19 protein-coding genes are annotated in these 25,159 nt (G+C 56.5%); 7 read left to right on the top strand and 12 right to left on the bottom strand.

The window, feature by feature from the left end:
- Positions 1–245 precede the first annotated feature (245 nt).
- On the top strand, positions 246–3,347 hold the full coding sequence (locus SCT_RS01740) for a type I restriction endonuclease subunit R (RefSeq protein ID WP_059418235.1): 3,102 nt from the start codon (positions 246–248) through the stop codon (positions 3,345–3,347).
- 157 nt (positions 3,348–3,504) lie between these two features.
- On the opposite strand, the gene SCT_RS01735 is transcribed toward SCT_RS01740, so the two are convergent.
- Positions 3,505–4,032: an adenine phosphoribosyltransferase gene (locus SCT_RS01735; protein WP_059418233.1), complete on the bottom strand. Its 528-nt coding sequence runs from the start codon at positions 4,030–4,032 to the stop codon at positions 3,505–3,507.
- Positions 4,033–4,275: 243 nt separating this feature from the next.
- Between SCT_RS01735 and pepN the strand changes: the two genes are divergently transcribed.
- Positions 4,276–6,921, top strand: a complete 2,646-nt coding sequence (gene pepN / locus SCT_RS01730) for an aminopeptidase N (protein WP_059418231.1) — start codon at positions 4,276–4,278, stop codon at positions 6,919–6,921.
- Positions 6,922–7,110: 189 nt separating this feature from the next.
- On the opposite strand, the gene SCT_RS01725 is transcribed toward pepN, so the two are convergent.
- Complete coding sequence (locus tag SCT_RS01725; protein WP_059418230.1) at positions 7,111–7,638, bottom strand: pilin; 528 nt, start codon at positions 7,636–7,638, stop codon at positions 7,111–7,113.
- Between the two features lie 5 nt (positions 7,639–7,643).
- Positions 7,644–8,612 carry a hypothetical protein gene (locus SCT_RS01720; RefSeq protein ID WP_059418228.1) on the bottom strand — a complete coding sequence of 323 codons (969 nt, stop codon included), beginning with the start codon at positions 8,610–8,612 and terminating at the stop codon, positions 7,644–7,646.
- A gap of 135 nt (positions 8,613–8,747) precedes the next feature.
- Here SCT_RS01720 and SCT_RS01715 point away from each other — a divergent pair, with 135 nt between their 5' ends.
- Positions 8,748–9,590 (top strand): NYN domain-containing protein, encoded by an 843-nt coding sequence (locus tag SCT_RS01715; RefSeq protein WP_059418226.1) that lies wholly within the window; start codon positions 8,748–8,750, stop codon positions 9,588–9,590.
- Positions 9,591–9,613: 23 nt separating this feature from the next.
- On the opposite strand, the gene SCT_RS01710 is transcribed toward SCT_RS01715, so the two are convergent.
- The 8 genes from SCT_RS01710 to def form a co-directional block, all read right to left on the bottom strand.
- The gene (locus SCT_RS01710) at positions 9,614–11,527 is read right to left on the bottom strand and encodes a potassium transporter Kup (RefSeq protein ID WP_059418220.1); all 1,914 of its coding nucleotides are present in this window, start codon (positions 11,525–11,527) and stop codon (positions 9,614–9,616) included.
- A 114-nt stretch (positions 11,528–11,641) separates the two neighbouring features.
- Entirely contained in the window at positions 11,642–12,916 is a 1,275-nt protein-coding gene (locus tag SCT_RS01705; RefSeq protein ID WP_059418217.1) for a sigma-54 dependent transcriptional regulator, read from the bottom strand.
- A 1-nt stretch (position 12,917) separates the two neighbouring features.
- Positions 12,918–15,044: an ATP-binding protein gene (locus tag SCT_RS01700; RefSeq protein ID WP_059418212.1), complete on the bottom strand. Its 2,127-nt coding sequence runs from the start codon at positions 15,042–15,044 to the stop codon at positions 12,918–12,920.
- 22 nt (positions 15,045–15,066) lie between these two features.
- On the bottom strand, positions 15,067–15,750 hold the full coding sequence (locus SCT_RS17445) for a DUF4390 domain-containing protein (RefSeq protein ID WP_159107868.1): 684 nt from the start codon (positions 15,748–15,750) through the stop codon (positions 15,067–15,069).
- Positions 15,728–16,999 carry a 16S rRNA (cytosine(967)-C(5))-methyltransferase RsmB gene (gene rsmB, locus SCT_RS01690; RefSeq protein WP_059418209.1) on the bottom strand — a complete coding sequence of 424 codons (1,272 nt, stop codon included), beginning with the start codon at positions 16,997–16,999 and terminating at the stop codon, positions 15,728–15,730. The genes SCT_RS17445 and rsmB overlap by 23 nt, the downstream gene beginning before the upstream one ends.
- 6 nt (positions 17,000–17,005) lie before the next feature.
- Positions 17,006–17,857 carry a zinc metalloprotease HtpX gene (gene htpX / locus SCT_RS01685; protein ID WP_059418332.1) on the bottom strand — a complete coding sequence of 284 codons (852 nt, stop codon included), beginning with the start codon at positions 17,855–17,857 and terminating at the stop codon, positions 17,006–17,008.
- A gap of 69 nt (positions 17,858–17,926) precedes the next feature.
- Positions 17,927–18,856: a methionyl-tRNA formyltransferase gene (fmt, locus tag SCT_RS01680; RefSeq protein ID WP_059418206.1), complete on the bottom strand. Its 930-nt coding sequence runs from the start codon at positions 18,854–18,856 to the stop codon at positions 17,927–17,929.
- The gene (gene def / locus SCT_RS01675; RefSeq protein WP_059418204.1) at positions 18,856–19,359 is read right to left on the bottom strand and encodes a peptide deformylase; all 504 of its coding nucleotides are present in this window, start codon (positions 19,357–19,359) and stop codon (positions 18,856–18,858) included. Before def ends, fmt begins: the two co-directional genes overlap by 1 nt.
- A 117-nt stretch (positions 19,360–19,476) precedes the next feature.
- Here def and SCT_RS01670 point away from each other — a divergent pair, with 117 nt between their 5' ends.
- From SCT_RS01670 to topA, 4 genes are all read left to right on the top strand, one after another.
- Positions 19,477–20,511, top strand: coding sequence for a LysM peptidoglycan-binding domain-containing protein (locus SCT_RS01670; RefSeq protein WP_059418202.1), 1,035 nt, complete (start codon positions 19,477–19,479; stop codon positions 20,509–20,511).
- A 26-nt stretch (positions 20,512–20,537) separates the two neighbouring features.
- Positions 20,538–21,629 carry a DNA-processing protein DprA gene (gene dprA / locus SCT_RS01665; protein ID WP_059418201.1) on the top strand — a complete coding sequence of 364 codons (1,092 nt, stop codon included), beginning with the start codon at positions 20,538–20,540 and terminating at the stop codon, positions 21,627–21,629.
- 41 nt (positions 21,630–21,670) lie between these two features.
- Positions 21,671–22,129, top strand: coding sequence for a DUF494 domain-containing protein (locus tag SCT_RS01660; protein ID WP_059418195.1), 459 nt, complete (start codon positions 21,671–21,673; stop codon positions 22,127–22,129).
- Between the two features lie 80 nt (positions 22,130–22,209).
- Positions 22,210–24,492: a type I DNA topoisomerase gene (gene topA / locus SCT_RS01655; RefSeq protein WP_059418193.1), complete on the top strand. Its 2,283-nt coding sequence runs from the start codon at positions 22,210–22,212 to the stop codon at positions 24,490–24,492.
- Between the two features lie 66 nt (positions 24,493–24,558).
- On the opposite strand, the gene efp is transcribed toward topA, so the two are convergent.
- A complete protein-coding gene (efp, locus tag SCT_RS01650; RefSeq protein WP_059418192.1) occupies positions 24,559–25,119 on the bottom strand; it encodes an elongation factor P in 561 nt (186 codons plus the stop codon).
- Positions 25,120–25,159 lie beyond the last annotated feature (40 nt).

The following is a 25,159-nucleotide window of genomic DNA, read 5'->3' as shown; positions in this document are numbered from 1 at the left end:
CGGGCTGTTTCAGGCTAATTCCGGTGGAAAAAAGCCTGATGCCGCAATATGTTTAATTCGAGGTCCTGAATGATGACTTGTTCAGGGCTTCCCTTATGAATAAGCTAAATACAGCCAAGTTAATCAGAATTTAGCTTATTCCTAGTCTTTTATCGGTAATAGATTATGAGTTTAGTGCCTGTTTATTAAAAGAATTCTAATTGGATAAATTTTGCTCACATGCGGAAAATTAGCCTATTCAAGCTATGACCTATACTGAAAATAGCCTCGTCGAACAACCCGCCATCCAGCTCTTCGCTGAATTGGGCTGGGAGACGTTATCGGCTTCGGAAGAGGTATTGGGTAATGCGCCCTCTCCCCCAGCCCCTCTCCCGCAAGCGGGCGAGGGGAGCTATTTAGGCCGTGAGACGAAATCCGAGGTGGTGCTGGCCGCACGATTGCGCCATGCGCTGACGCGGCAAAACCCTTCCCTGCCACCCGAGGCAATCAGCGCTGCCGTGGACGAGTTGTCACGCGACCGTTCGGCAATGGCGCCTACCGCTGCAAACCGCGAGCTGTGGCAATTGATGCGCGACGGGGTAAAGGTATCCGTGCCTGATCTGGCAAAAGGCGGAGTAAAGACCGAGCGGGTGCGGGTGGTGGATTGGGCAAATCCCGCTGCCAACGATTTCCTGCTGGTCAGCCAGATGACCATTGTCGGCCAGCTTTATACCTGCCGCCCGGATTTAATTGGTTTTGTGAATGGCTTGCCGTGGGTGGTGATCGAGCTGAAGAAACCGGGCGTACCTGCCAAACAAGCCTTCGACGGCAATCTCGCCAGCTACAAGCACGCGCAGAATGGCGTCCCTGCGCTGTTCTGGCCGAATGCTTTGCTGATTGCTTCCAACGGCACGGATAGCCGCGTCGGTTCACTGACCGCAGATTGGGAGCGGTTCTTCGAGTGGAAGCGCATCGAGAGCGAGGACGAACCGCGCCGCGTGTCGCTGGAAGTGATGCTGCGCGGGCTGTGCGAGCCAGCACGCTTGCTGGATATGGTGGAGAACTACACGCTGTTTTCCGAGCACAAGAGCGGGTTGGCCAAGATTATCGGGCAGAACCATCAGTTCATCGGCGTGAACAATGCCATCCGCGCCATGCTCAAAGCGCGCGAGGAAGGCCACGGGCGCGGCGGCGTGTTCTGGCAGACGCAGGGTTCCGGCAAGAGTTTTTCGATGGTGTTCTTCGCGCAGAAGGTGCTGCGCAAGATGCCGGGCAACTGGACATTCGTAGTTGTCACCGACCGTGTGGAGCTGGACGAGCAGATTGCCAAGACTTTCGCCGCTTGCGGCGCGGTGAGCGATGCGCAGGTCAGCCATGCACAAAGCGGCGCACAGTTGCGCGAGCTGCTTTCCGGCAACAACCGCTACGTTTTTACGCTCATCCACAAATTCCAGACCGCCGAATTGCTGTGCGACCGGCGCGATGTAATCGTGTTGACCGACGAGGCGCACCGCAGCCAATACGACACGCTGGCCATGAACATGCGCGCGGCACTCCCTAATGCCATGTTTGTCGCGTTCACCGGCACGCCGCTGATTGCTGGCGAAGAGCGCACCCGCGAAGTGTTCGGTGATTATGTGTCCATCTACGACTTCCAGCAGTCCGTTGAGGATGGCGCGACCGTGCCGCTGTTCTACGAGAACCGCACGCCGGAACTGCATCTCGACAATCCCGACCTGAACGATAACATCTACGAGTTGATCGAGAACGCTGACCTTTCCGATGAGGCCGAGAAGAAGCTGGAGCGCGAGCTGGGACGGCAGTATCACCTCATCACCCGTGACGACCGGCTGGATACGGTGGCGCAGGACATTGTGAGGCACTTCCTCGGGCGCGGCTTTCAGGGCAAGGCGATGGTGGTTTCCATCGACAAGGCGACTGCGTTGCGCATGTATGACAAGGTACGCAAATACTGGCCGAAAGATGACAACACCGATATGGCGGTGGTGGTCTCGCCGGGGCAGAACGAGATCGAACAGATGGCGGGGTTGGGCATCGACATTGTGCCGCACCGCAAGCGCATGAACGAAGAGAAGCTGGACGAGAAATTCAAGGACACCGCCGACCCACTCCGGCTGGTGTTCGTCTGCGCAATGTGGCTGACCGGCTTTGATGCGCCGAGCTGTTCGACCATCTACCTCGACAAGCCAATGCGCAACCATACGCTGATGCAAACCATCGCCCGCGCTAACCGTGTGTACCCCGGCAAGCACAGCGGCTTGATTGTGGACTACGCCAACGTGTTCGCCTCACTGGAAAAAGCGCTGGCGATCTATGGCAAGGGCGGTGGCGGAGAAATGCCAGTGCGCGACAAGAAGGCATTGGCGGACGAATTACGCTATGCGGTGAATGACGCGAATGTATTTTGTTTGGAACAGGGTGTAGCACTGGCCGAAATCGAATCCATTTCGACGGCCAATTTTGCTCAAGCCGGTGCAATCAGCGCTGCCGCAGACCGACTGATGGCACCAGAGGCAGTCAAACGCGACTTCCTTGCGTTGGAGACATTGGTCAGCAGCTTGTATCGGGCGGTAAAGCCAGACCCGGCAGCAATCGAGTTTTCGCAACGCTGCGGCTGCCTGGCGGCGATTGCCACTTGTATCCGCACCGTGACCGAACCACCGGATATTTCGCACATCATGCAGGGCATTCAGGATTTGCTGGATGAATCCATTGCAGCCGAACCGTTCAAGATTCGCCAGACTACCCAGGACTACGGCCAGATTGATTTATCGAAAATCAATTTTGAGGCGTTACGCAAACGCTTTGAGGACAAAAAACCGAGCAACACCGATGTCGAGCGGCTAAAAGCAGCCGTGCGCGCACAACTGGAGCGCATGGTGCGCCTCAACCCGACACGTGCTGATTATCTGGAAAAATTCCAGGCACTGATCGAAAGCTACAATTCGGGCAGCCGCAATATTGATGAAATTTTCAAGGAGCTGCTAGCGCTATCCACCGTCCTGACGGAAGAGCAGACTCGCCATGTACGCGAGAACCTGAGCGAAGAAGAACTCACAATCCTGGATATCCTCACCCGGCCTGCGCCGGAGCTATCCACCGAAGAGCGCGAAGAGGTGAAGAAGGTCGCGCACCACTTATTGGAGAAACTACGAAAATTACTGGTGCTGGGCTGGCGGCAAAAGATTTCGACTCGCGCCCGTGTGAAAATCGAGATCGAGAACGCGCTTGATGAAGGCTTGCCGCGCGCTTATTCCAAGGAAATTTACGAAGCCAAATGTGCTGCTGTTTTCGAGCATGTGTATCAGAGCTATCAGGGCGAAGGGCAGAGTGTTTATGCTTCGTGACTGGTCAAACAAAATTCAAGCAAAATCGCATTGATTTCGTGCATAGGCTTTCTCAGAAAGTCAGCATTGCGATGCATTTCAGCTTCTATCAAATAGATCATCGATTTCGTCTATCGCAAACATTGCTGGACCTTCTGAGTCCTGATCTGCACCATCTTCAATCGCCCTCGAATTCGCACAACGCAAAAACTTTGTGCCCCTGCTTTTCCAGGCGGGCACGCCCCCCAAGATCCGGCAAATCGATGACAAAGCAACATTCCACAATCTTGCCACCCATGCTCGCTATGAGTTTGCATGCCGCTCCTGCTGTACCGCCAGTCGCAATCAGATCATCCACAAGCAGCACCCGTTCGCCTTTAGATACTGCATCCACATGCATCTCAATGCGATCAGCGCCGTATTCAAGTTCATAGTCGTGGCCAACCGTTTCTGCCGGCAACTTGCCCTTCTTGCGGATGGGCACAAAGCCCAAGCCCAGTTGATAAGCCAGTGCCGAGCCAACAATGAAACCGCGTGCCTCGATACCAGCAACCCGGTCAATTTTTACACCCGTATAGCGTTTAACCAATTCATTGATGGTGACACGGAAACCCACCGGGTCTTTCAACAGCGTTGTGATATCCCGAAACATCACCCCTTGCCTGGGATAATGGGGGACGGTACGAATGCGTGACTTTATTGGCATAATAAATCCCAAAAAACAAACTTTGTTTTGAAATGCCCTTACTCCACCGACCACGAATCAACAGGGCCAGATTCGATTGATCCAGTGTTTATACATGAAAATGTCGGGGTCAGGCCAGGCCCCGAGGGGTCCTCATAGCAAGCTGCCGCCAGCAATAATTCAGGCCGAAGTCCAACGCCTCCCCCGGAAACCAGCCATCATTTTCTGTCACACTATAGTTTTTCCCTGATCGCCATGCTTCCAATGAATCAAGACACCCCGCAAACCATTAACCTGGCCGACTACGCGCAGCCCTCTTTTTTGATTGACACGGTCGATGTTGACGTCAATTTCCAGCGCGGTGAAGCGCTGGTGACTGCGCAGCTCTCGGTGCGCCGCAACCCGGCGGTGAATACGCCCAATGACCCGCTGGTGCTCGATGGCGAGGACCTGGAGCTGATCTCCCTCCGCCTCAATGGCGTGCCCATGGCGCCCGACAGCTACCGCTTGGGCGCCGGACATCTGACGCTGGCCGACTTGCCGGATGCCTTCTGCCTGGAGACGGTGACGCGGATTCACCCTGACGGCAATACCCGTCTTTCCGGCCTTTACCTCTCGGCTAACGGCTATTTCACCCAGTGCGAGGCGCAGGGCTTTCGCCGCATCACCTGGTTTCTGGACAGGCCGGACGTGATGTCACGCTATACCGTTACCCTGCATGCCGACAAAGCGGCGTTCCCGCAACTGCTAGCCAACGGCAATCCCGTCGCCAGCGGTGACGAGGAGGGCGGGCGGCACTGGACGAAGTGGCAGGACCCCTTTCCCAAGCCCTGCTATCTGTTTGCTATGGTTGCCGCCAGGCTCGACGTTCTGCGCGACAGCTATCGAACCACGTCGGGCCGCGAGGTCCAGCTGGCGATCTTTGTCGAGCCGGGCAAGCTGGACCAGTGTGCGCACGCCATGTCGGCCCTTAAAAAGTCGATGCACTGGGATGAGCAGACCTTTGGCCTGGAATGCGACCTCGACCATTACATGATCGTCGCCGTCGGCGACTTCAACATGGGGGCGATGGAGAACAAGGGCCTGAACATTTTCAACACGAAATACCTGCTGGCCCGGCAGGATGTGGCCACCGATATTGATTACGAAAACATCGACCGGGTGGTGGCGCACGAGTATTTCCACAACTGGACCGGCAACCGCGTGACCTGCCGCGACTGGTTCCAGCTGTCGCTCAAGGAGGGGCTGACCGTCTTTCGTGACCAGGAATTCGGCGCCGATGTGCATCACCGTTCGGTGGCCCGTATCCGCGAGGTACGCAGCCTGCGTGCCGCCCAGTTCCCCGAGGATGGCGGCCCGATGGCGCACCCGGTGCGGCCGGCCTCATACATCGAGATCAACAATTTCTACACCGCTACCGTGTATCAAAAGGGGGCTGAGGTGGTGCGCATGATCCAGACCCTGATCGGCAAGCAAGCCTTCCGTCGCGGCATGGATCTGTACTTCGCCCGCCACGATGGGCAGGCGGTGACCTGCGATGATTTCGTCGCCGCCATGGCCGATGCATCAGGCGCCGATTTCAGCCAGTTCATGCGCTGGTACGAGCAAGCCGGTACGCCACACGTTGCTGCGACTGGCCGATATGATGCCGCCAATCATCGCTACATACTGAGATTGAGCCAGTCCTGCGCCACTACGCCCGGTCAACCCGCCAAACAGCTCTACCATATTCCCGTCACCATCGGCCTGGTTGGTCCGGACGGACAGGACCTGCCCATACGTCTGGTCGGAGATAATTCCGGCACCCGTGTCAGCCAGCTAGTGCTGTCGCTGTGCAGCGAGACGCAGGAATTCATCTTCGAAGACGTCCTGGTCGCTCCCGTACCCTCGCTACTGCGTGATTTCTCGGCCCCCGTCGTACTCGATTATGCTTACAGTGACGCAGATCTCGCTCACCTGATGGCGCACGACAGTGATCCATTCAACCGCTGGGAAGCGGGGCAGCGTCTAGCCAATCGCCTGATTATTGCTGCAACCGCCACCCTCAGTGCGGGAGGCACGCCAATCTGGCCAGTCAGTTTCGCCCAGGCAGCGGCGCGGGTGCTGGCGGATGCCGATACGGATCCCGCTTTTGCCGCCGAAGCCCTGTCATTACCGAGCGAAGCAACGCTGGCCGAACAACTGGACGTGGTTGACCCCGATGCCCTGCACGCTGCACGCAACGGCTTGCGCCGCTTCCTCACCGAGCATCTCGGCGCAGAATTTCAGGCTTGCTATGAGCGTTTTGCGCCGAGAGATGGTTATCATCTTGATCTGATCGATGTTGGCCGCCGTGCGCTGCGCAACGTCTGCCTTGGTTACCTGTGCGAAGCGGATAGCCCATCCACCCGTGCGCTGGCGCTGCAACAGTTCGATACCGCTGACAACATGACCGACCAGTTTGCCAGTCTGTCGGCCTTGGCCCAGAGCGAAGGCGAGGAACGACAGCAATCACTGGATGCCTTTTACCAGCAGTGGCAAGGCGAGGCGCTGGTCGTCGACAAGTGGCTTCAGGTACAAGCCACCAGTCGTCGCTCGAGCGTTCTGAATGAGGTCAAGCGGCTAGTCGAACATCCCGCATTCGACTTGCGCAACCCGAACAAGGTCTACGCGCTTCTGCGCGCTTTCGGCAGTAACCATGTGCATTTTCATGCAGCCGATGGCAGCGGTTACCACTTTCTTGCCGAGCAGACGTGTAAGCTCGATGCCGTCAATCCGCAGGTCGCTTCCCGAGTCGCCCGTTGTTTTGACCGATGGAGAAAGTTTGATGCCAGTCGCCAGGCACATGCCCGTGCTGCCCTGGAGACTCTGCGCAAGCATGCCGGTTTGTCGCGTGATTTGTTCGAGATTGTGGATAAACAGCTAGGATGATCCATCTTTCAGAAAGCGGGATGGAATTGGAACAATGTGGCGATTGTCACTCTTGACGGTTTGCATTGTAACCCAGCATTGCTGTGACCTAAAGTGCAACGATATGATTCCCATTGGGTGCAACAATATGGGTTCAGTCCCAAGTCTGGCCTTTTTCATGCCGCCGCACCAAGATCAGTTGCTTGGTCGTTATTTCTTGCGTGCGCGGCACTCGAGCGGCAAGAAGGTATTCGGGATGCTGGTCTGGTTGCCACCCCTGATCGTCATTTTCCCCGGCCCCTCTGCATTGCCGCAGACCCATGTGACAGGCACCACGGGTGCATCGTCCACCACCGCAGGGCGCAGAGTAAGCGTTTTGCCGTTTATTGCCTGATGCGCACGATTGCCGAAGGTAATATGAATGGCGCCGTTTTGCACTGAAAGTGCGCTAACGGTGTTGTTGACGATCTTTTCGCTGGAGGGCAATCCGGCGGCGGCGTTGTCGGGTGGAAAGACTTGCATGGCGGCCCACGATGCAGCGATGGGCTTTTTTGCAATATCGGCCAATGGCAGGGCGGCCTCGATCTGCTGCCGAATGATGCGGCCCTGGTACGATGGAATTGCGAGCAGCGACAGGATGGCGATTACCGCAATGACTACCATCATTTCAACCATGGTGAAACCGCGGCGCCATTTTGCCGCTTTTCCGTCTTGCTGGCTTGCCAATAACGGAATCATCGGGCTCAGCCCCCTTTGTTTGATGTGATGCCCGTCCAGAAATCGTGGTCCTTGCGGAGGAACTCATCGTAAGGGAGGTAATGGGAGCCATCGCAAGAGAAGGTCAGGCCGACGAGGCCGTTAAAAATGTTCAGCGTGCCGGAGCGCAGGTAGAACATCTCGTCCATGAGGCGCAGCGTGCGAAAAGCATCCAGCACGCCGCGGACTTGCTCGGGTGGAACCTGCGCCCCCGTCGGATAGGGGATGCGCGGGTAGGCAAGACAGATGTCCGGATCGATCAGGGCTTCGATATCCAGCAGACGATAACGGTAGGGATCCTCCATTACCCAGACGACGGCGCGGCTGCTGGAGAAGTGCAGCATCACGTGAAACACCCCGTGATAGAGCATGAGTTCGGCCACCACGCCCAGCACCGTGTCGACATGCTGGTCCATCTCGCTTTCAGAGCGGGTCTGGTGGAATACCGTGCCGCGGATAGATGGGTCGCCCTTGATCTGGCGCCAGTATCTCGGCTCTTCATAGAGCTCGCGCGTCAGCGGCAGGTCGCGCAGACCGAAATAGGCGCCGACAAATCCCAATGCCTCGCCTGTAGCGTTGCGCACGATCTGGGTAGCCGTGAGGGATGGGCGCCGCTCGCGCAAGCTGATGTAGGCATCCGAAAGGAAAAAATCGGTGCTGGTCGTGATTTCGCGCAGGTAGGGCCGCCTGGCACGATCCCGGCCAAAGCCTTCTAGCAGCCCTTCATGACTGACGTTATCGCTGATCTGGATAAAGTTGGCGTCCAGCGCATAGAGATGCTTGCAGTAAGGCAATTCCTTCAGCGCCACGCGCAGCAACGCATCCAATTTTTCCCGATCGCCCCATACCGGAACGCATTCTGCCGCTAGCCGTCGCATAGGCTCCTGCAACAGGCTCACCAGTGATTCACGCTGGTGGGCTATGCTTTCCTGCAATGTTTCTTTCGGGGGCTTCATGTCCACGCTATCAACAATTTGGTTTCTTCGAGTCATTCGGTTGCTTAGCTGTATTCTAGGTGATTCTGCTAAACTTGATCAGGAAAATATTCATTAACGCTTACTGCCATCAGGGCACACTACATGGAGTCAATTATGACCACCACCCAAAAAATTCGCAGCATGGCGCTATTCTGCGATTTCGAGAATATCGCCTTGGGCGTGCGCGATGCCAAGTACGAAAAATTCGATATCAGCAAGGTTCTGGAACGCCTGCTGCTCAAGGGCAGCATCGTTGTGAAAAAAGCCTATTGCGACTGGGACCGGTATAAGGAATTCAAGGCCCCCATGCACGAGGCCTCGTTCGAGCTGATCGAGATTCCCCATGTGCGCCAGTCGGGAAAAAACTCGGCCGACATCCGCATGGTGGTCGACGCTCTCGACCTGTGCTACACCAAATCCCATGTGGACACCTTCGTCATCATCAGCGGCGATTCGGATTTTTCGCCCCTGGTGAGCAAGCTACGCGAGAACAACAAGACCGTGATCGGTGTCGGGGTCAAGAACTCCACCTCCGATCTGCTGATCGCCAACTGCGACGAGTTTATCTACTACGATGATCTGGCACGCGAAAACGCCGAAAAGGCGGAAAAAGCCAGGAAGCGTACCACCAAGAAAAAGCCTGCCGCCAAAGGCGCCACGGAGATGGCTCCTAAAACCGCAACCCCGGAAGAGGGCAGCAAGTCACAGGAAGCTCTGGACCTGATGATGGAGACGGTAGAGGCCCTGTTTGCAGAGCGCGGCGAAGAGGAAAAAATCTGGGGGTCAATGGTCAAGCAGGCTCTGAAGCGGCGCAAACCGGGCTTCAATGAAAGCTACTACGGCTTTCGCTCGTTCAGCAAACTACTTGAAGAGGCGGCCGCACGCAAACTGCTGGAGGTGGAGCAGGACGAGAAGTCGGGGGGCGTTATCATCAAGAATTTCAACCCGGAATATTAGGCCGCATTAAAGGCAAAGCCGCATCACAGCTCGATCTGCGTTCCCAGTTCCACCACCCGGTTGGTCGGAATCTTGAAGTAGGCGGAGACGCTGCCGGCGTTGCGAGCCATGCTGATGAACACCTTTTCGCGCCACAGCGCCATCCCCGGAGCTATCGTCGCAATCAGGGTTTCCCTGCTGATGAAAAAAGAGGTTTCCATCATCTGGAATTCCAGTCCGCATTCCTTGCATTGCTCCAGTGTTTTAGGGATGTCTGGCTCGTCCTTGAAGCCGTAACGCACGATAATCCGATAAAAATTGTTGCCCAGCGACTGCACCTCGGCATGGTCGATTTCCGGTACATGGGGCACGTCTTCGGTGATGACCGTCAGCAGCGCCACCCTTTCGTGCAGCACCTTGTTATGAATTAGATTATGGAGCATGGCGTGGGGCACGCCATCGAGATTGGCGGTAAGGAAAACGGCCGTGCCCGGCACGCGTAGTGGCGGGTGAGCGGCTATTCCGGCAAGAAATGGCTCCAGGGCAATCGCGCCATCCCGCAGTCGCTCGAACAGCAACGCCCGCCCTCGCTTCCAGGTAGACAGCAGGGTAAATACCGCGACTCCGACAACCAGGGGGAACCAGCCCCCCTGCGGAATCTTCATGGCGTTGGCGCTGAAGAATGACAGGTCGATGAACAGGAAAAAAGCGGCTACCACCCCACATGTCAACCAGCCCCATCCCCACATCGCACGTGCCACCACTACCGCCAGGATGGTATCGATAGCCATGGTGCCGGTGACCGCAATGCCATAAGCGGCAGCGAGGTTGCTGGAGGAACGAAAACCCAGCACCAGCGCAATGATCGCCACGAGCAGTGTCCAGTTAATTGCCGGCAGGTAGACCTGGCCGATTTCCCGTTCCGAAGTATGCTGCACCTCCAGTCGTGGGCAGTAACCCAACTGCATCGCCTGACGGGTGACAGAGAAGGCGCCCGAAATCACGGCCTGGGAGGCGATCACCGTGGCCATGGTGGATAAGGCCACCATGGGGTAGAGCGCCCACGACGGTGCGAGCAAATAGAAGGGGTTTTCCACCGCGGCGGGATTGTGGATCATCAGCGCGCCCTGGCCGAAGTAGTTGAGAAGCAGTGCAGGCAGAACGAAGAAGAACCATGCCGTCTTGATCGGCATGCGGCCGAAATGGCCCATGTCGGCGTAAAGCGCCTCGCCCCCGGTTACTGCCAGCACCACCGCGCCCAAGGCCAGAAAGCCATGCCACCTGTGTTCCACGAAGAACTGGAAGCCATAAAGCGGGTTCACGGCCTGCAATACCGCCGGTTCGTCGAGGATGTTGCTAATGCCGAGCAATGCCAGGGTGCCAAACCAGACTATCATCACCGGCCCGAACAGTGCGCCCACGCTGGCGGTACCCTTGCGTTGGAACAGGAACAGCCCCGCCAGCACGATCAGGGTGATCGGGATAACATAGGGCTCAAGCGCGGGGGTGGCGATCTTCAGTCCCTCCACGGCGGAAAGCACCGAGATCGCCGGGGTAATCACGCCATCGCCATAGAACAGCGCGGCGCCGAAAATCCCCATCGACATCAACAACCAACGGCTGCGCGTGTCGCCAGGCGAGCTTTTAAGCGTCAGCGCCAGCAACGCCATAATGCCGCCCTCGCCTTTGTTGTCGGCGCGCATGATGAAAATCACGTACTTCAGCGAAACCACGATCAGCAGCGCCCAGAGCACCAGCGACAGCGCCCCGAGCACATTGTCGTGGCTGGTTGCAATGCCGTGGGCGCCGTGAAACACTTCTTTCAGGGTGTAAAGCGGGCTGGTGCCGATGTCCCCGAATACCACGCCGATAGCGGCAAGCATCAGGCCGGAGGATTTGCTCTTACCGCTTACGCCCGTTGAAGCATGGCCGGAATTTTTTTCGTCGGTTGTATTCATCGCTTGCTATTCCTTCTCCACCGGCTGCCGCAGCTTGTTTCGCCACTTTCCAAGGAGAGGAATTCTATTCCTTTTTTGGTCGGCTTAAACCATTTCCCGGAAAAATAGGGCCCATCAGCTCCCATTTTCCACCTTGCCGACGGATATGCCGAGTTGTTTCAGTTTGCGGTAGAGATGGGTACGCTCCAGCCCGACACTTTCCGCCAGGCGGCTCATGTTGCCGCCGACCTTCTTGAGCTGATGCTCGAAATAAATACGCTCGAACTCGTCGCGCGCCTCACGTAACGGCTGATCAAGGGGCAGCGAGTACTGGGCCGCAGATGGCAGAGCGGGGGGGGGGAATTGCCCCAAGACCCGGCTGACATCCTCAGCAGTAATCTCCTTAGACAGGGCTGTCAGTGCCAGTGTTTTCACCGCGTTACCAAGCTGCGGCAAATTGCCGGGCCAGTTTTCATTGCGCAAAAGATTCAGCGCAGCAGCGCTGAAATGGCGCGGGAGCGATTGCCCGGTTTCGATCAGTCGCGCCAGTGCCTGCCTGGCGAGATCGGGAATATCTTCGCTGTGTTCGCGCAGGCTGGGCACCGCCAGTGCCAAGCCATTGATCGCCTGAAACAGCCGGGCATCGAACGCACCCTCATCGACCAGTTGGGGCAGGGGCATGGACGTGGTACACACCAGGCGTACACCATACTTTTCCAGCCTGTTCAGGATCAGCGCCAGACCCTTCTGTTCCAGCTTGCCCAAATTTCCGATCTCATCCAGGTAGAGCAGGCCATCACGCGCCTGTTCCAGCAGGCTCATCGGGTCGTCCGCCAGAACGGACAGGGTTTCCGGCGCAACCCAGGGGGTGTTCGGTCGATGCAGGTAGCGCGCGCACAATTCCATGCCGGATCCGGCTTCCCCGGTCAACAGCAGGGGAGTTATCTGATTGGCCACCTGCGCCAGGCGTATCTTCAGTTCGCTGACGGCGGCACCCGTACCCAGACCAGCCAGCGCCTCTCCATTGCAGGGTAGCGGCTCGCCTTTCTTGAGTGCGCGCTCTATGGTGCTGAGCAGCTTTTGCAGAGCAATGGGCTTTTCCAAAAAGTCTGCGGCGCCGATGCGCGTTGCCTCCACCGCAGTATCGATGGTGCCGTGGCCGGACATCATGATCACCGGCATAGTCAACAGTCCGTGGCTTTCCCACTCCTTGAGCAGTGTAATGCCGTCGGTGTCCGGCATCCAGATGTCGAGTAGCACCAGGTCAGGGCGTTTCTGGCTGCGATAACTGCGCGCTGCACCGGCATTTTCCGCCAGCGCGACAATATAGCCCTCGTCATGCAGGATTTCCCTCAGCAGTTCGCGGATGCCGACCTCATCATCCACTACCAGTATTTCATTCGCTGCCATCTTAAGCTGCTTCCCCGCATGGCAAATAAATGCAGACGCTTGCCCCGTGAGGCTGGCTATTTTCTATTTTCATCTTGCCGTGATGCTCCTCGATGATCTTTTTGACGACGGCCAAGCCCAGCCCGGTGCCTTTCGGCTTGGTCGTGACATAAGGCTCAAACAAGCGCGCCATGAGCGCTTCGGGAAAACCGCAACCGTTATCCCGGACGGTCAGTCTGACCGCGTTTTCTTCCACGGCGGTTTCCACCGTGATTTTGGGCTCTTCCGTTTCGGCCAGAGCATCCTGGGCATTTTGCAGCAAGTTATGCACCACTTGGCGCAACAGGGTCGGATCCCCTGTCACTAGCGGCAACACCGGCGCGAGACGGGTCGAAATCTGCGCATCGGAGTGCTCGTACAATGCCAGGATTTCATACACCAGCTGATTGAGGTCCACCGCCTCCAGATTCAGACTGGGAGCGCGGGCGTATTCGCCAAAAGCGTTCACCATGCTCTTCAACGCCGTTACCTGATTGACGATAGTCTGCGTCGCCCGCTTCAGCACCTCTGCATCCGGCGCGCTGAGTTTGTCCGCAAGCTTGTGCTCGAGCCGCTCGGCCGAAAGCTGAATCGGTGTAAGCGGATTTTTGATTTCATGTGCCAGGCGGCGTGCCACCTCGCCCCAGGCAGCATCACGCTGAGCCTGGAGCAAATGGGTGATATCGTCGAAGACCACGATGAAGTCATTACCCACTGCCGCCGGCAATCTTGTGCCGCGCACCAGCAAAACCTGATTGCCGTTCTTGCCGGCATACTCCATCTGGGTTTGCCATTCTTTTTCTTCATTGTGTCGGAACAGATCTTCGACTGCCACAACGAGCGCCTTCAATGCTTCGTCATTAAGCGCCCACTTGTAGAATCGGCGCTTGCTCAGGACGGACAAATCCACACCCAGGATTTCAGCGGCGGCAGGGTTCATGGTCTTGAGGCTGAGATTTTCATCAAATGCCAGCACCCCGCTCGACAGGTGCGCCAGGAGGCTTTCCAGATAAGCTTTCGCCGTCTCCAGCTGACGCTGGTTGAGCTCGACCACTGCGCGCGCGTCCGCCAGCTGCCGGGTCATGTCGTTGAACGACTGCATCAATGAACCCAGCTCGTCCCGGCTGTGCACAGCCGGCATAATGCTGAAGTCTCCCGAGGCGACAGCCTGAGTCCCCTTCGCCAACAAACCGAGCGGCGCAGAAAGCCGCGCGCTCAACAGGAAGGCCAGGGCGATCGAGGAAAGCAGCGCCAGCAGCAACGCCAGGGTCAGGGTCAGGCCGTAGACCCGTTTCATTCCCAACCGCGACACGGACAGCTCCTGGTAATCGCGATACACCTCCTGCACCGTCTCCGCGTCCTTGGCCAGCCGCTCTGGAACTGGCTGGAACAGCTGTAATACCCGAATATTTTCATTCAGGCCCAGCACATTGACCGGAACAACCACGCGCAAATACAACCCTTTTCCAGGAATTGATTCGATTGCGGCGTAGGGTTGCTGCTGGCGCACCTGGCGCAACAACGAAGGCGCAGGGCGATCAGGTTGCAGGCCGGCGCGCTCACTGCCGGAAAAAGCGATGAGCAAGCCGCGGGAACTGAATAGCGTCGCCTCTTGCACTCCGGCCTGTTCACGCAGATTGTTAAGCAACGTCAAAGGCTCGCCACCGACCGGCTGATCCGCCAGTGCCAGCGCCATGTATTCCCCTTTTTTATTGAGGTCGCGCAACAGGTTGTCGAGCGCGCTGCGGCCCAGGCTCAACCCGCCCTCCAGGGCGTTGTCCACGCGCACGTCGAACCAGGTCTCGATACTCTTGCTCAAAAACTGTACCGAAACCCCGTACACCAATACCCCGGGAAGCACCGCCATCAAAACAAACATCAGGAGTAACCTTAAAGTCAGCTTCGAACCGAATACCCGCGCCTTGAGCTTGCGCCGCAGATTCCACAACTGATAGAGAACCAGAGACAGCAAACACGCGACCAAGGCTCCGTTGAGCCCCAGCAACAAAGTGTAATATTGCGACAATGCCGCGGCGTTGCCGCTGGCGTTTGATAGCAGGTACAGCGCAACGGCGCCAAAACCGACGCACAGGTAGAGGACGTATTTCATTGCTTCCGCCCTGCAGCCGCCATCAAGGGTTTACGTTCCAGCGATGCCATTCCGAATCCAGATTCCAGTCTTTTGACGCCAGTGCATTCACCTGCAAGGGTTTGGGCAGTTGAGTCAGATCCAGCTTCATGCGCAGACCCGCTAGATAACCATCCCGTTTTTTCACCAGCGGTGATTTATCCGGCAGCGGCGTTTTGCCATCAGCCAAAGGCTTGCCGTCCACAAGCGCCTTGTCCACTGCCAGAGGCTTGCTGACTGACAGCGGCTTTTCCGCTACCAGCGCTTTTTCGGCTACATGCCATTCTTGAAGGTGGCCAAGTTCGTGCAGGGCTTCGCTCAATGAGGAGAAATTCTGGTATTTGGCGTTATTGGTAAGTTGAAATTGCCGTGTCAGGGCATGGTAGCTCAAACGGATATGTTGCTGAGCCGTGACCATGACTTCATCCAGCCAGTACCAGCGCGGCTTTTTGAGTTCAAATTCGGCGACAAAATTGAGTGGGACCCCCTTGTTCAGGGCATCTTCGAGCGCCGGGCTGAGGCTGATTTCCAGGTTTGCTTTCAGCACCAGGGCTTCGTCCACCACCATCAGCTCGGCGGATTTAACCTCAATGCCATCCGCCTTGGCGATCAAGGATGACGCCAGGAGCAGGGTCAGAAGGAAAGCTCTGGCAGAGACAAACAGCTTAGGCTTTGAGCAATAATGCATAAAAGAAACCATCATGCTGGAGATTGGGCGTTAACTGTCCGTCCTTCATAGTCGGCAGGGAAAGTGGCAAACATTGGGCATCCTCGTGCCGCACCAGAAATTGGGCGATTTGTTGTTGGTTTTCCTCGGCAAACACCGAGCAGGTGGCATACAGCAATTTACCACCACTACCCAGGACACGCCACAGCGCATCGAGTATTTCCGCCTGCTGGGCGGCAAAGGCCGCAATGTCCACTTCGCGTCGCAGCCACTTGATGTCCGGATGGCGCCGCACTACGCCTGATGCGCTGCACGGCACATCGGCCAGAATACGCTGAAACGGTTTGCCATCCCACCACTCCTCCGGCCGGGCGCCATTCCCCGCCAGGCAATGCGCTTCGAGCTTGAGCCGCTGCAAGGTCTGTTCGATTTTCTTCAGTCGCTCCGGGTCCGAATCCAGCGCGGTCAATGCTATCCTGGCCAGTTCCAGCAGGTGCGCCGCCTTTCCTCCCGGCGCAGCGCATGCGTCCAACACCCGCATCCCATCGGCAACGTCGAGCAACCTGGCCGCGAACTGTGCCCCGGCATCCTGAACTGACGACATCCCCTCGCCAAAACCAGGCAACTTGTCGACAGAAACCGGTTGGTCCAGCAATATCGCATTTTCTCCAATTTGCTGCCCTTCGATCCCCTGTTGTTTCAGCAATTCAAGATAGGTTTCAGTCGATGTCGCTCGAGCATTCACCCGCAACGTCATCGGCGGGTGCTGGTTGTTAATTTCCAGCAGCCTTGCCCAGTCGTCCGGATACTGCCGACGCAATTTGTCTATCCACCATTGCGGGTGGGAGTAACGCCCTTCCTCGCTGGCCGCGGCCTGTTCAAGCAAGCTTATGCGCTGGCGCAGGAAATTGCGCAACACTGCGTTGACCAGCCCCTTGGCCCAAGGTTTTTTCAGGGTCTCAGCAGCCCTGACGGCATGGTCCACCACGGCGTGTTCCGCAGACCGGCTGTATTGCAACTGATAAAGCGCCACCAGCAGGAGGGAACGCACCGCAGCATCCTGCACCGGCTTTTGCAACAGAAGGTCGAGTATGGCGCGCAGCTGGCCGTAGAAGCGTAGCGTGCCGTAGCTCATGTCCTGAGCGGCGGCTCGCTGTTGCGGGGAGAGCGAGGAATGACGGAGCAGCAAACCCTGCAAAACCTGGTTGAGATTTCGCCCAGCCAGTACTTGGGAAACCGCCGTGCTGGCGAGGCGTTGTGATTCAATCAAGATAGTCTATCTGGCCTGGGCCATTATCATCAGGCGGGCGATCCGCTCCTCGGTGGCGGGGTGGGTACGGAACAGGCCAGCCAGGCCGCCGCCGGAAAGCGGGTTAATGATCATCATCTGCGCCGTTTCGGGATGCGCTTCAGCGGGAGAGAGCGGCAGCCCCTGGGCAATACGCTCGATCTTGGCCAGAGCATCGGCCAGCGCGCGCGGATCGCCGCCGATCGCCGCTCCGCCCCGATCGGCCTCAAACTCCCGCGAGCGGGAAATGGCCATCTGTATCAACGCTGCCGCGAGCGGAGCCAGCAAGGCGACGAGTATGCCGGCCAGCGGATTGACCGGACGGCCATCCCCGTCGCGCCCGCCGAAAAACATGGCAAAGTTCGCCAGGGCGGAAATTGCACCCGCCATGGTCGCCGAGATCGTCGAAATCAGGATATCGCGATGCCGGACATGTGCCAGTTCGTGAGCCATTACGCCACGCAGCTCACGCTCGGACAGCATTTGCAGGATGCCGGTAGTCGCCGCAACGGCGGCATGTTCCGGATCGCGCCCAGTGGCGAAAGCGTTGGGCTGGGCTTCATCGATCAAGTAGACACGCGGCATCGGCAAACCGGCGCGCTGCGCCAGATCACGGATCATGCGATAGAAATGCGGGGCGCTGCCCTCGTCCACTTCCTGTGCGTTGTACATCCGCAGCACCATGTCGGCGGAGTTCCAGTAGGCCCAGACATTCATGGCGCCACCGAATAACAGTGCCAGCAGCATCCCCGATGCGCCGCCCAGCATCGCGCCGATTGCACCGAACAGAGCAACGATGGCCGCCATCAAGATGGTAGTTTTAAGCCAGTTCCCGAACATGTCCATCAACCTCGCTTCAAGTTTTTTTCTAAACCGCATCCTGTTAAATGGGTGTTTATCCGCTTAAATTCAAGCTTCAAACCGGTCACCCGGCTGCACCGGGTTCCCCACCAAAAAACTTGACACCGGCAACCTCTTGCCACCGGCTTTCTGAATCTCTTTCAGCAGCAGAGCACCGTCACCGCATCTGACCAGAATGCCATCCTTGTCCGCTTGCAGTATTTCTCCGGGAGATCCTTCGCTCCGCCGCACCGCCTGCGCCTGCCAGATGCGCCAAGTTTCGTCCTGAAACCGGGCCTGCGCCACCGGAAAAGAATTGTAAGCACGCACTGAGCGGGCAAGCTCAGCTGCGCTTTTGTGCCAGTCGATCAAACCTTCCGCTTTGGATAGTTTCGCAGCGTAAGTTGCTGCGCTGTCATCCTGGGGTTGCGCATGCAAAGTCCCATACTCCAGCTGCTGTAGAGCGGAAACGATACTCGAAGCACCCAGGACCGCCAGCTTGTCATGCAGGGTTTGCGCCGTATCATCGTCTGCGATCGGCAGTGCGGCTCGCAGCAGCATGCCGCCGGTATCCAGGCCACGATCCATTTGCATGATGGTAATGCCGGTTTCAGGATCACCCGCCAGAATCGCTCGTTGTATCGGAGCCGCGCCGCGCCAGCGTGGCAGCAACGAGGCGTGGATGTTCAGGCAGCCGAGACGGGGGATGGTTAGCACAGCCGGTGGCAGCAACAAGCCATATGCCGCAACGATCATCGCGTCTGCGTTAACTGCAGCTAGCTGGGCCTGAGCCTCGGCATCCTTCAGCGCCACGGGTTGCAGCACGCTCAATCCGTACTGCAATGCCAATTGCTTGATCGGGCTTGGCGTCAGCTTCATGCCGCGTCCGGCAGGACGGTCCGGCTGAGTCAACACCAGGGCAATGTCATGCCCGGCCTCAAGCAGCGCGGCCAGAGCGGCTGCCGCAAATTCCGGCGTGCCGGCGAAAATCAGCCGCATTACAGGGTTTCCCGCATCAGCTTCTTCATTTTCAGGCGAATGCGATTCAACTTCAACCGCGACAGGTACTCTACGAATACCTTGCCTTTCAAATGATCGATTTCATGCTGAATGCAGATCGCCAGCAACCCCTCCGCCTTCAACGTAATAGATTTTCCCTCGACATCCAGCGCTTTCACGGTGACTCTCTCTGCCCGAGTGACATTTTCGTAAATACCCGGCACGGAAAGACAGCCTTCTTCGTGCTCGATTTTTCCCTCGCTGGCAATGATTTCCGGGTTGATGAACACCTGCAGGCGATTCCGCTCCTCGGAAATATCCACCACCACAACCTGTTTGTGCACATTTACCTGGGTTGCGGCGAGGCCGATACCGGGCGCAGCATACATGGTTTCCGCCATATCGGCAGCCAGACGCCGGATTTCCTCGTTCACTTCGACCACGGGGGTCGCTACAATATGCAGCCGTTCATCAGGATAATGAATGATATTTAATATAGCCATAAGTGCTTGCTTGTTTAATCAATTACATGCAAAATTTAACCCAACCCCTGAATTCATCAAGGATTGTAGAGTTCCATTGATGCCGACCAGGAACAATTCACCCTTTGAGGCCCGCTCATGAAAAAGCCTATTTTAGCTCTGATTTTGCTTTTCGGCTTAAGTTCGCTATCCACAGCCACCGAAATTGCGCTGCAAGACCACCATCCCGACCGCTACGTCGTGGTCAAGGGCGATACACTTTGGGGCATTGCGGGGAAATTTCTCAAGGACCCTTGGCGCTGGCCGGAAATCTGGAAGATGAACAAGCCGCAGATTAAGAACCCGCACTGGATATATCCAGGCGACATGATCGTACTGGACATGTCCAGCGGTTCGCCAGAATTACGCCTGGTCAAGGGTATTGAAACGATTAAACTGAGCCCGCGCGTCCGGGTTGAACCCGCAGAAGCCAGCGCTATTCCCAGCATTCCGCTGGCAGCGATCGGGCCATTCATCAGCAAGCCGCTGGTCATTGCAGAAGGTGAGCTCGAAAAGGCACCCTATATTATCGGCACAGAAGAGAGCCGCGTCATCCTCGGCGCGGGCAACTCCGCCTATGTACAGTCCATCGAGGAAGGCGGGGCGCTGAACTGGCATATTTACCGCCCGGGCAAGGCGCTAGTCGATCCTGATTCCAATGAAACCCTGGGGTATGAAGCGATCTATCTGGGTGACGCCAAAATCAACCGGTTCGGCGCACCGGCCACGATAAATATCACCAAATCCACACAGGAAATTAATGTCGGCGACCGCTTGGTGGAAATGAAGGAAGAGGCTACCAGCGCTTATGTACCCCATGCACCAGAGAAGATGATTCTCGGCAGGATAGTTTCTGCCTATGGCGGCGTCGCTGAAGTCGGGAAAGGCTCGATTGTCACTCTGAACAAGGGAAACCGGGACGGCCTCGAAGTCGGACATGTGCTGGCGCTTTACCGCCACGGCCGTAATATTTCACCTGGCGCGCACGACGACATCTCGCCGGAAATCGTCAAATTGCCCGACGAGCGCTATGGCCTGGTATTCGTGTTTCGCGTATTCGATAAACTGTCTTATGCGCTGGTAATGCAAAGCGAGCGTCCGGTGCAAGTGCTGGACGATGTGCGCACTCCGTAAACGGCATTTTCCAGCAGCCCCTGAGGATGCTCTCACCCGATGACGATATTGCTTCCTGGGTTGGCTTGAGCCTGATCCCGGGGCTGGGTGACGAGTCGTACCGCAAACTGCTGCGCGCCTTCGGCGAACCGAAAGAGATTTACGCCGCTTCCTACACATCCCTATCAGGCGTTGTCGGCAAGGGCGTGGCTGAGGGCATCCGACACGGCGTTGACACGGATAATCTTGCGCCTCTCTTTGCCTGGCTCGGTAATGAACACAACCATGTCGTTACCCTGGCCGATGCCGAATACCCTCAAGCCCTGCTGCAAATTCCCGACCCTCCACCCATCCTTTACATCAAAGGCCGCCTTGATCTTCTGAATCGGCCGGCGATGGCGGTTGTCGGTAGCCGTAATGCAACGCCACAGGGGCAAATGAATGCCGAATCGTTTTCCAGAAATCTAAGCGACAGCGGGCTGTGCATAGTCAGCGGAATGGCGCTGGGCATCGATGCGTCCGCTCACCGAGGGGGACTGGATGGCGCGTCCAGCAGTATCGCCGTGGTAGGAACCGGCCTGGATATCGTTTACCCTTCACGCAACCATGCCTTGGCTCACGAACTGGCGCAGCACGGTACACTGGTTTCCGAATTTCCATTAGGCACATCCGCTTTGGCGCACAACTTTCCGCGCCGCAATCGCATAATCTGCGGGCTGTCTCTCGGCTGCCTGGTGATCGAGGCTGCAATCCGGAGCGGTTCGTTGATTACCGCCCGTTTGGCCGTTGAGCAGGGGCGTGAGGTCTTCGCCATTCCCGGCTCCATCCACTCCCCAGTGTCCAAAGGCTGTCACTCCCTGATCAAGCAGGGCGCAAAGCTGGTCGAGTGCGCCAACGATATTCTCGATGAACTAAAGTGGTCATCACAGCACGATCCGATCGAGGCGAACGAGGAAGGCTTACCCGAGAACGACCGTCATCCACTGCTGGATGCCCTTGGGTTCGACCCTGTCGGGATCGACGCACTGACGGCACGCAGCGGCTTGACGAGCGATAATGTTTGCGCCATGCTGTTACAATTGGAATTGGAAGGGCGAATCGCCTGCCTGCCCGGCGGACTTTACCAACTAATCACCTGACCCAACGGACTCCAGCATTAAAACCACTTGAAGCCAGCACAATGTTCGATATTTTAGTCTACCTGTTCGAAAACTATTTCGAGGCCAACGTTTACCCCGACGAGGGTACGTTGACCCGTGAGCTCAGCGCGGCTGGCTTCGACCGGGACGAGATCAACCAAGCCATGGCGTGGGTCAATGGCCTGGAGAAACTGGCTCAACAAAGCTATCTGCCCAGTCTGGCAGACTCCCGCGCGCAGCGATTCTATTCCGATGCGGAGGAAACCAAGCTCGGGACCGAGTCCCGTGGTTTCCTTTTGTTTCTCGAAACTTCCGGCATACTTAATCCCGTTCAACGTGAATGGGTTATTGACCGAATTATGGCGCTCAACGAACACGAGGTCTCGCTTGAACAGGTTAAATGGACTGTTCTGATCGTGCTCTCGAGCCAAGGCCAGGCAAGCGACTTCATGTTCATCGAGGATCTGCTGTTCGGCGACACCCAGCCCACCATGCACTAACTGGGCAACAGGTTCTTGCCACATTGCCGCCGGTTCTTCATATCATCCGCGCCCAAACCCACTAATTTTAGCGAGAGCGCATGTCTTCCAGCCTCCTGATCGTCGAGTCTCCCTCCAAAGCCAAAACTCTAAAAAAGTACCTTGGCAAGGATTTTGAAATTCTGGCCTCTTACGGCCATGTACGCGACCTCGTACCGAAACAGGGGGCCGTGGACACTGAAAACGATTTCAAGATGAAGTATCAGTTGATCGACCGAAATGCCAAGCATGTCGATGCAATTACCAAAGCGGTCAAGCTTGCCGACAATATCTATCTGGCAACTGACCCGGACCGCGAGGGCGAGGCGATTGCGTGGCATCTTGCGGAAATTTTGAAATCCAAGAAACTGCTCGCCAAAAAGAATGTCAAGCGCGTAGTTTTCCATGAAATTACCCAGTCCGCCGTGCTGGCGGCTATTGCCAATCCGCGCGATATTCTCATGCCCCTGGTGAATGCCCAGCAGGCGCGGAGAGCGCTCGATTATCTGGTTGGCTTCAATCTTTCGCCGCTGCTTTGGCGCAAAATACGTCGCGGACTTTCTGCCGGCCGGGTACAAAGTCCAGCGCTACGTCTGATTTGCGAGCGTGAAATTGAAATCGAAGCATTCAAAACCCAGGAATACTGGAGCATTCATTTCGATTCACACAAAGGCAAACAGAAATTTTCTGCCAAGCTGTTCCAGTACAAGGGTGAAAAGCTGAACCAGTTCAGCGTCGGCACCGAAGCCGCGCAGGCCGATATCATTGACTATATTTCACAGCGTGCCGGTGGCAATGCAACGGTCGTCCAGGTCGACAAAAAACGCAAACAGCGTCAAGCTTCCGCGCCATTTACCACTTCCACCTTGCAACAGGAAGCCGTACGCAAGCTAGGATTTACCACCGACCGTGCGATGCGTGTAGCGCAACAGCTTTACGAAGGAGTAGATACCGGTGGCGGGGCCGTTGGTCTGATCACCTACATGCGAACCGACGCGGTTATCCTCGCCAACGAGGCCTTAACGGAAATCCGCGATTACATCTCCGCCAAGTTCGACCCTGACTATCTGCCCAAAGCGCCGGTCCTGTATAAAAACAAATCCAAAAACGCCCAAGAGGCGCACGAAGCCATCCGGCCAACCTCGATCCTGCGTACACCGGATGACGTTCGCACCTTCCTTACCGCAGACCAGATTAAGCTTTATGAAATGATCTGGAAGCGTACCCTGGCTTGCCAGATGAGCCCGGCCAAGTTCGACACAGTCAGCCTGGATCTGGCGGTTGCGGACGATGGCACGCTGTTTAGAGCTTCTGGTCAGACCCTGGTTTTTCCAGGGTTCATCGCGGTTTACCTGGAAAGCGAGGACGACCAGGAGGAAGAAGGCGAAAGCAAGCTGCCCCCAATGGAAACGGGTGATCGGATTACCGTGGACAAGCTATACGGCGACCAGCACTTTACTCAGCCGCCCCCACGCTACACTGAAGCCAGCCTAGTCAAGGATCTGGAAGAGCACGGCATAGGCCGCCCGTCTACTTACGCCAGCATCATTTCGACACTACAGGCTCGGGAATATGTGAACCTCGACAAAAAGCGGTTCTTCCCTACCGACGTGGGCTCAGTGGTTAACAAATTTCTTACCGAGCATTTCACGCGCTATGTCGATTACGACTTTACAGCCAAGCTAGAAGACCAGCTGGATATCATCTCAACCGGCGAAAAGGAGTGGATCCCGGTACTGGCGGACTTCTGGAAGGGTTTTAGCCAGCAGATCGAGGAAAAGAAAAATATCGAGCGTGAAAAACTTACCCATGAGCTGCTAGATGAAGCCTGCCCGAAATGCGGCAAACCGCTGTCAGTAAGGCTAGGGAAACGCGGGAAATTCGTTGGCTGCACCGGTTATCCTGAATGTGACTTTACCCGCAGCATGGACGGTGAGGTCAAGCCGGATGAACCGGTGGTTGTTGAAGGACGCCTGTGCCCGAAATGCGAAAGCCCTCTGCACATAAAATCCGGCTCATACGGCAAGTTCATCGGTTGCTCGGCTTATCCAAAGTGCAAATTTCTCGAACCCCTGGAGAAACCCAAAGATACGGGGGTAGCCTGTCCAGAATGCAAAAAAGGTAGCTTGATCGAACGTAAAAGCCGCTACGGGAAACTATTTTATTCCTGCAATACCTACCCGGATTGTAAATATGCGGTCTGGAACCCTCCCGTCGCCGAGCCCTGCCCAAAATGCAACTGGCCGGTGCTGACCATCAAGACGACCAAACGTCGCGGCACCGAAAAAGTTTGTCCGCAGAAGGAATGCGGCTATATCGAACCGGTTGCTGCCGCTGACGAATAACGGGTTCGCAACAAAAAGGGGCTCAAGGCCCTTTTTTATTGCTCAGCGACTTCGTTTTTCTTGATTTCAGGCCGCGACACGGCGTTTGAATTCACCGGTTCGGGTATCAATTTCGATTTTGTCACCAATCTCGCAAAACAGCGCAACCGGCAACTCAAACCCGGTTGCGACTTTTGCCGGCTTCATTACTTTACCTGAAGAATCGCCGCGTACTGCGGGTTCCGTGTAAATGATTTCGCGTACCACGGTGGTCGGCAATTCAACGGAAATGGCCTTGTCCTGATAGAAAACCACTTCGCAAGGCATGCTGTCTTCAAGATAGTGAATGGCATCACCCAGATTTTCCTGCTCGACTTCGTGCTGATTGAAATCAGCATCCATGAAGACATACATCGGGTCAGCGAAGTATGAGTAGGTCACGTCCTTGCGTTCAAGCTGCACCACTTCAAACTTGTCGTCCGCCCGGTAAATAGCTTCACTAGGGGAGTCGGTCAAAAGATTCTTCATTTTCATCTTGACCACGGACGCATTGCGACCGGATTTGGTGTACTCGGCTTTAAGGACCACCATAGGGTCATTGGCGATCATGATTACGTTTCCTGGGCGGACTTCTTGTGCGGTTTTCATGGTTCTTCCTGCAGAATATTAAAAGTTGAGCGGATCAAAG

The sequence above is a fragment of the Sulfuricella sp. T08 genome (assembly GCF_000971475.1).
In the GTDB taxonomy this organism is placed as follows: Bacteria; Pseudomonadota; Gammaproteobacteria; order Burkholderiales; family Sulfuricellaceae; genus Sulfuricella.
Note: the sequence above shows the minus strand (reverse complement) of the source record. Positions and strands in the feature narration are given on the sequence as shown.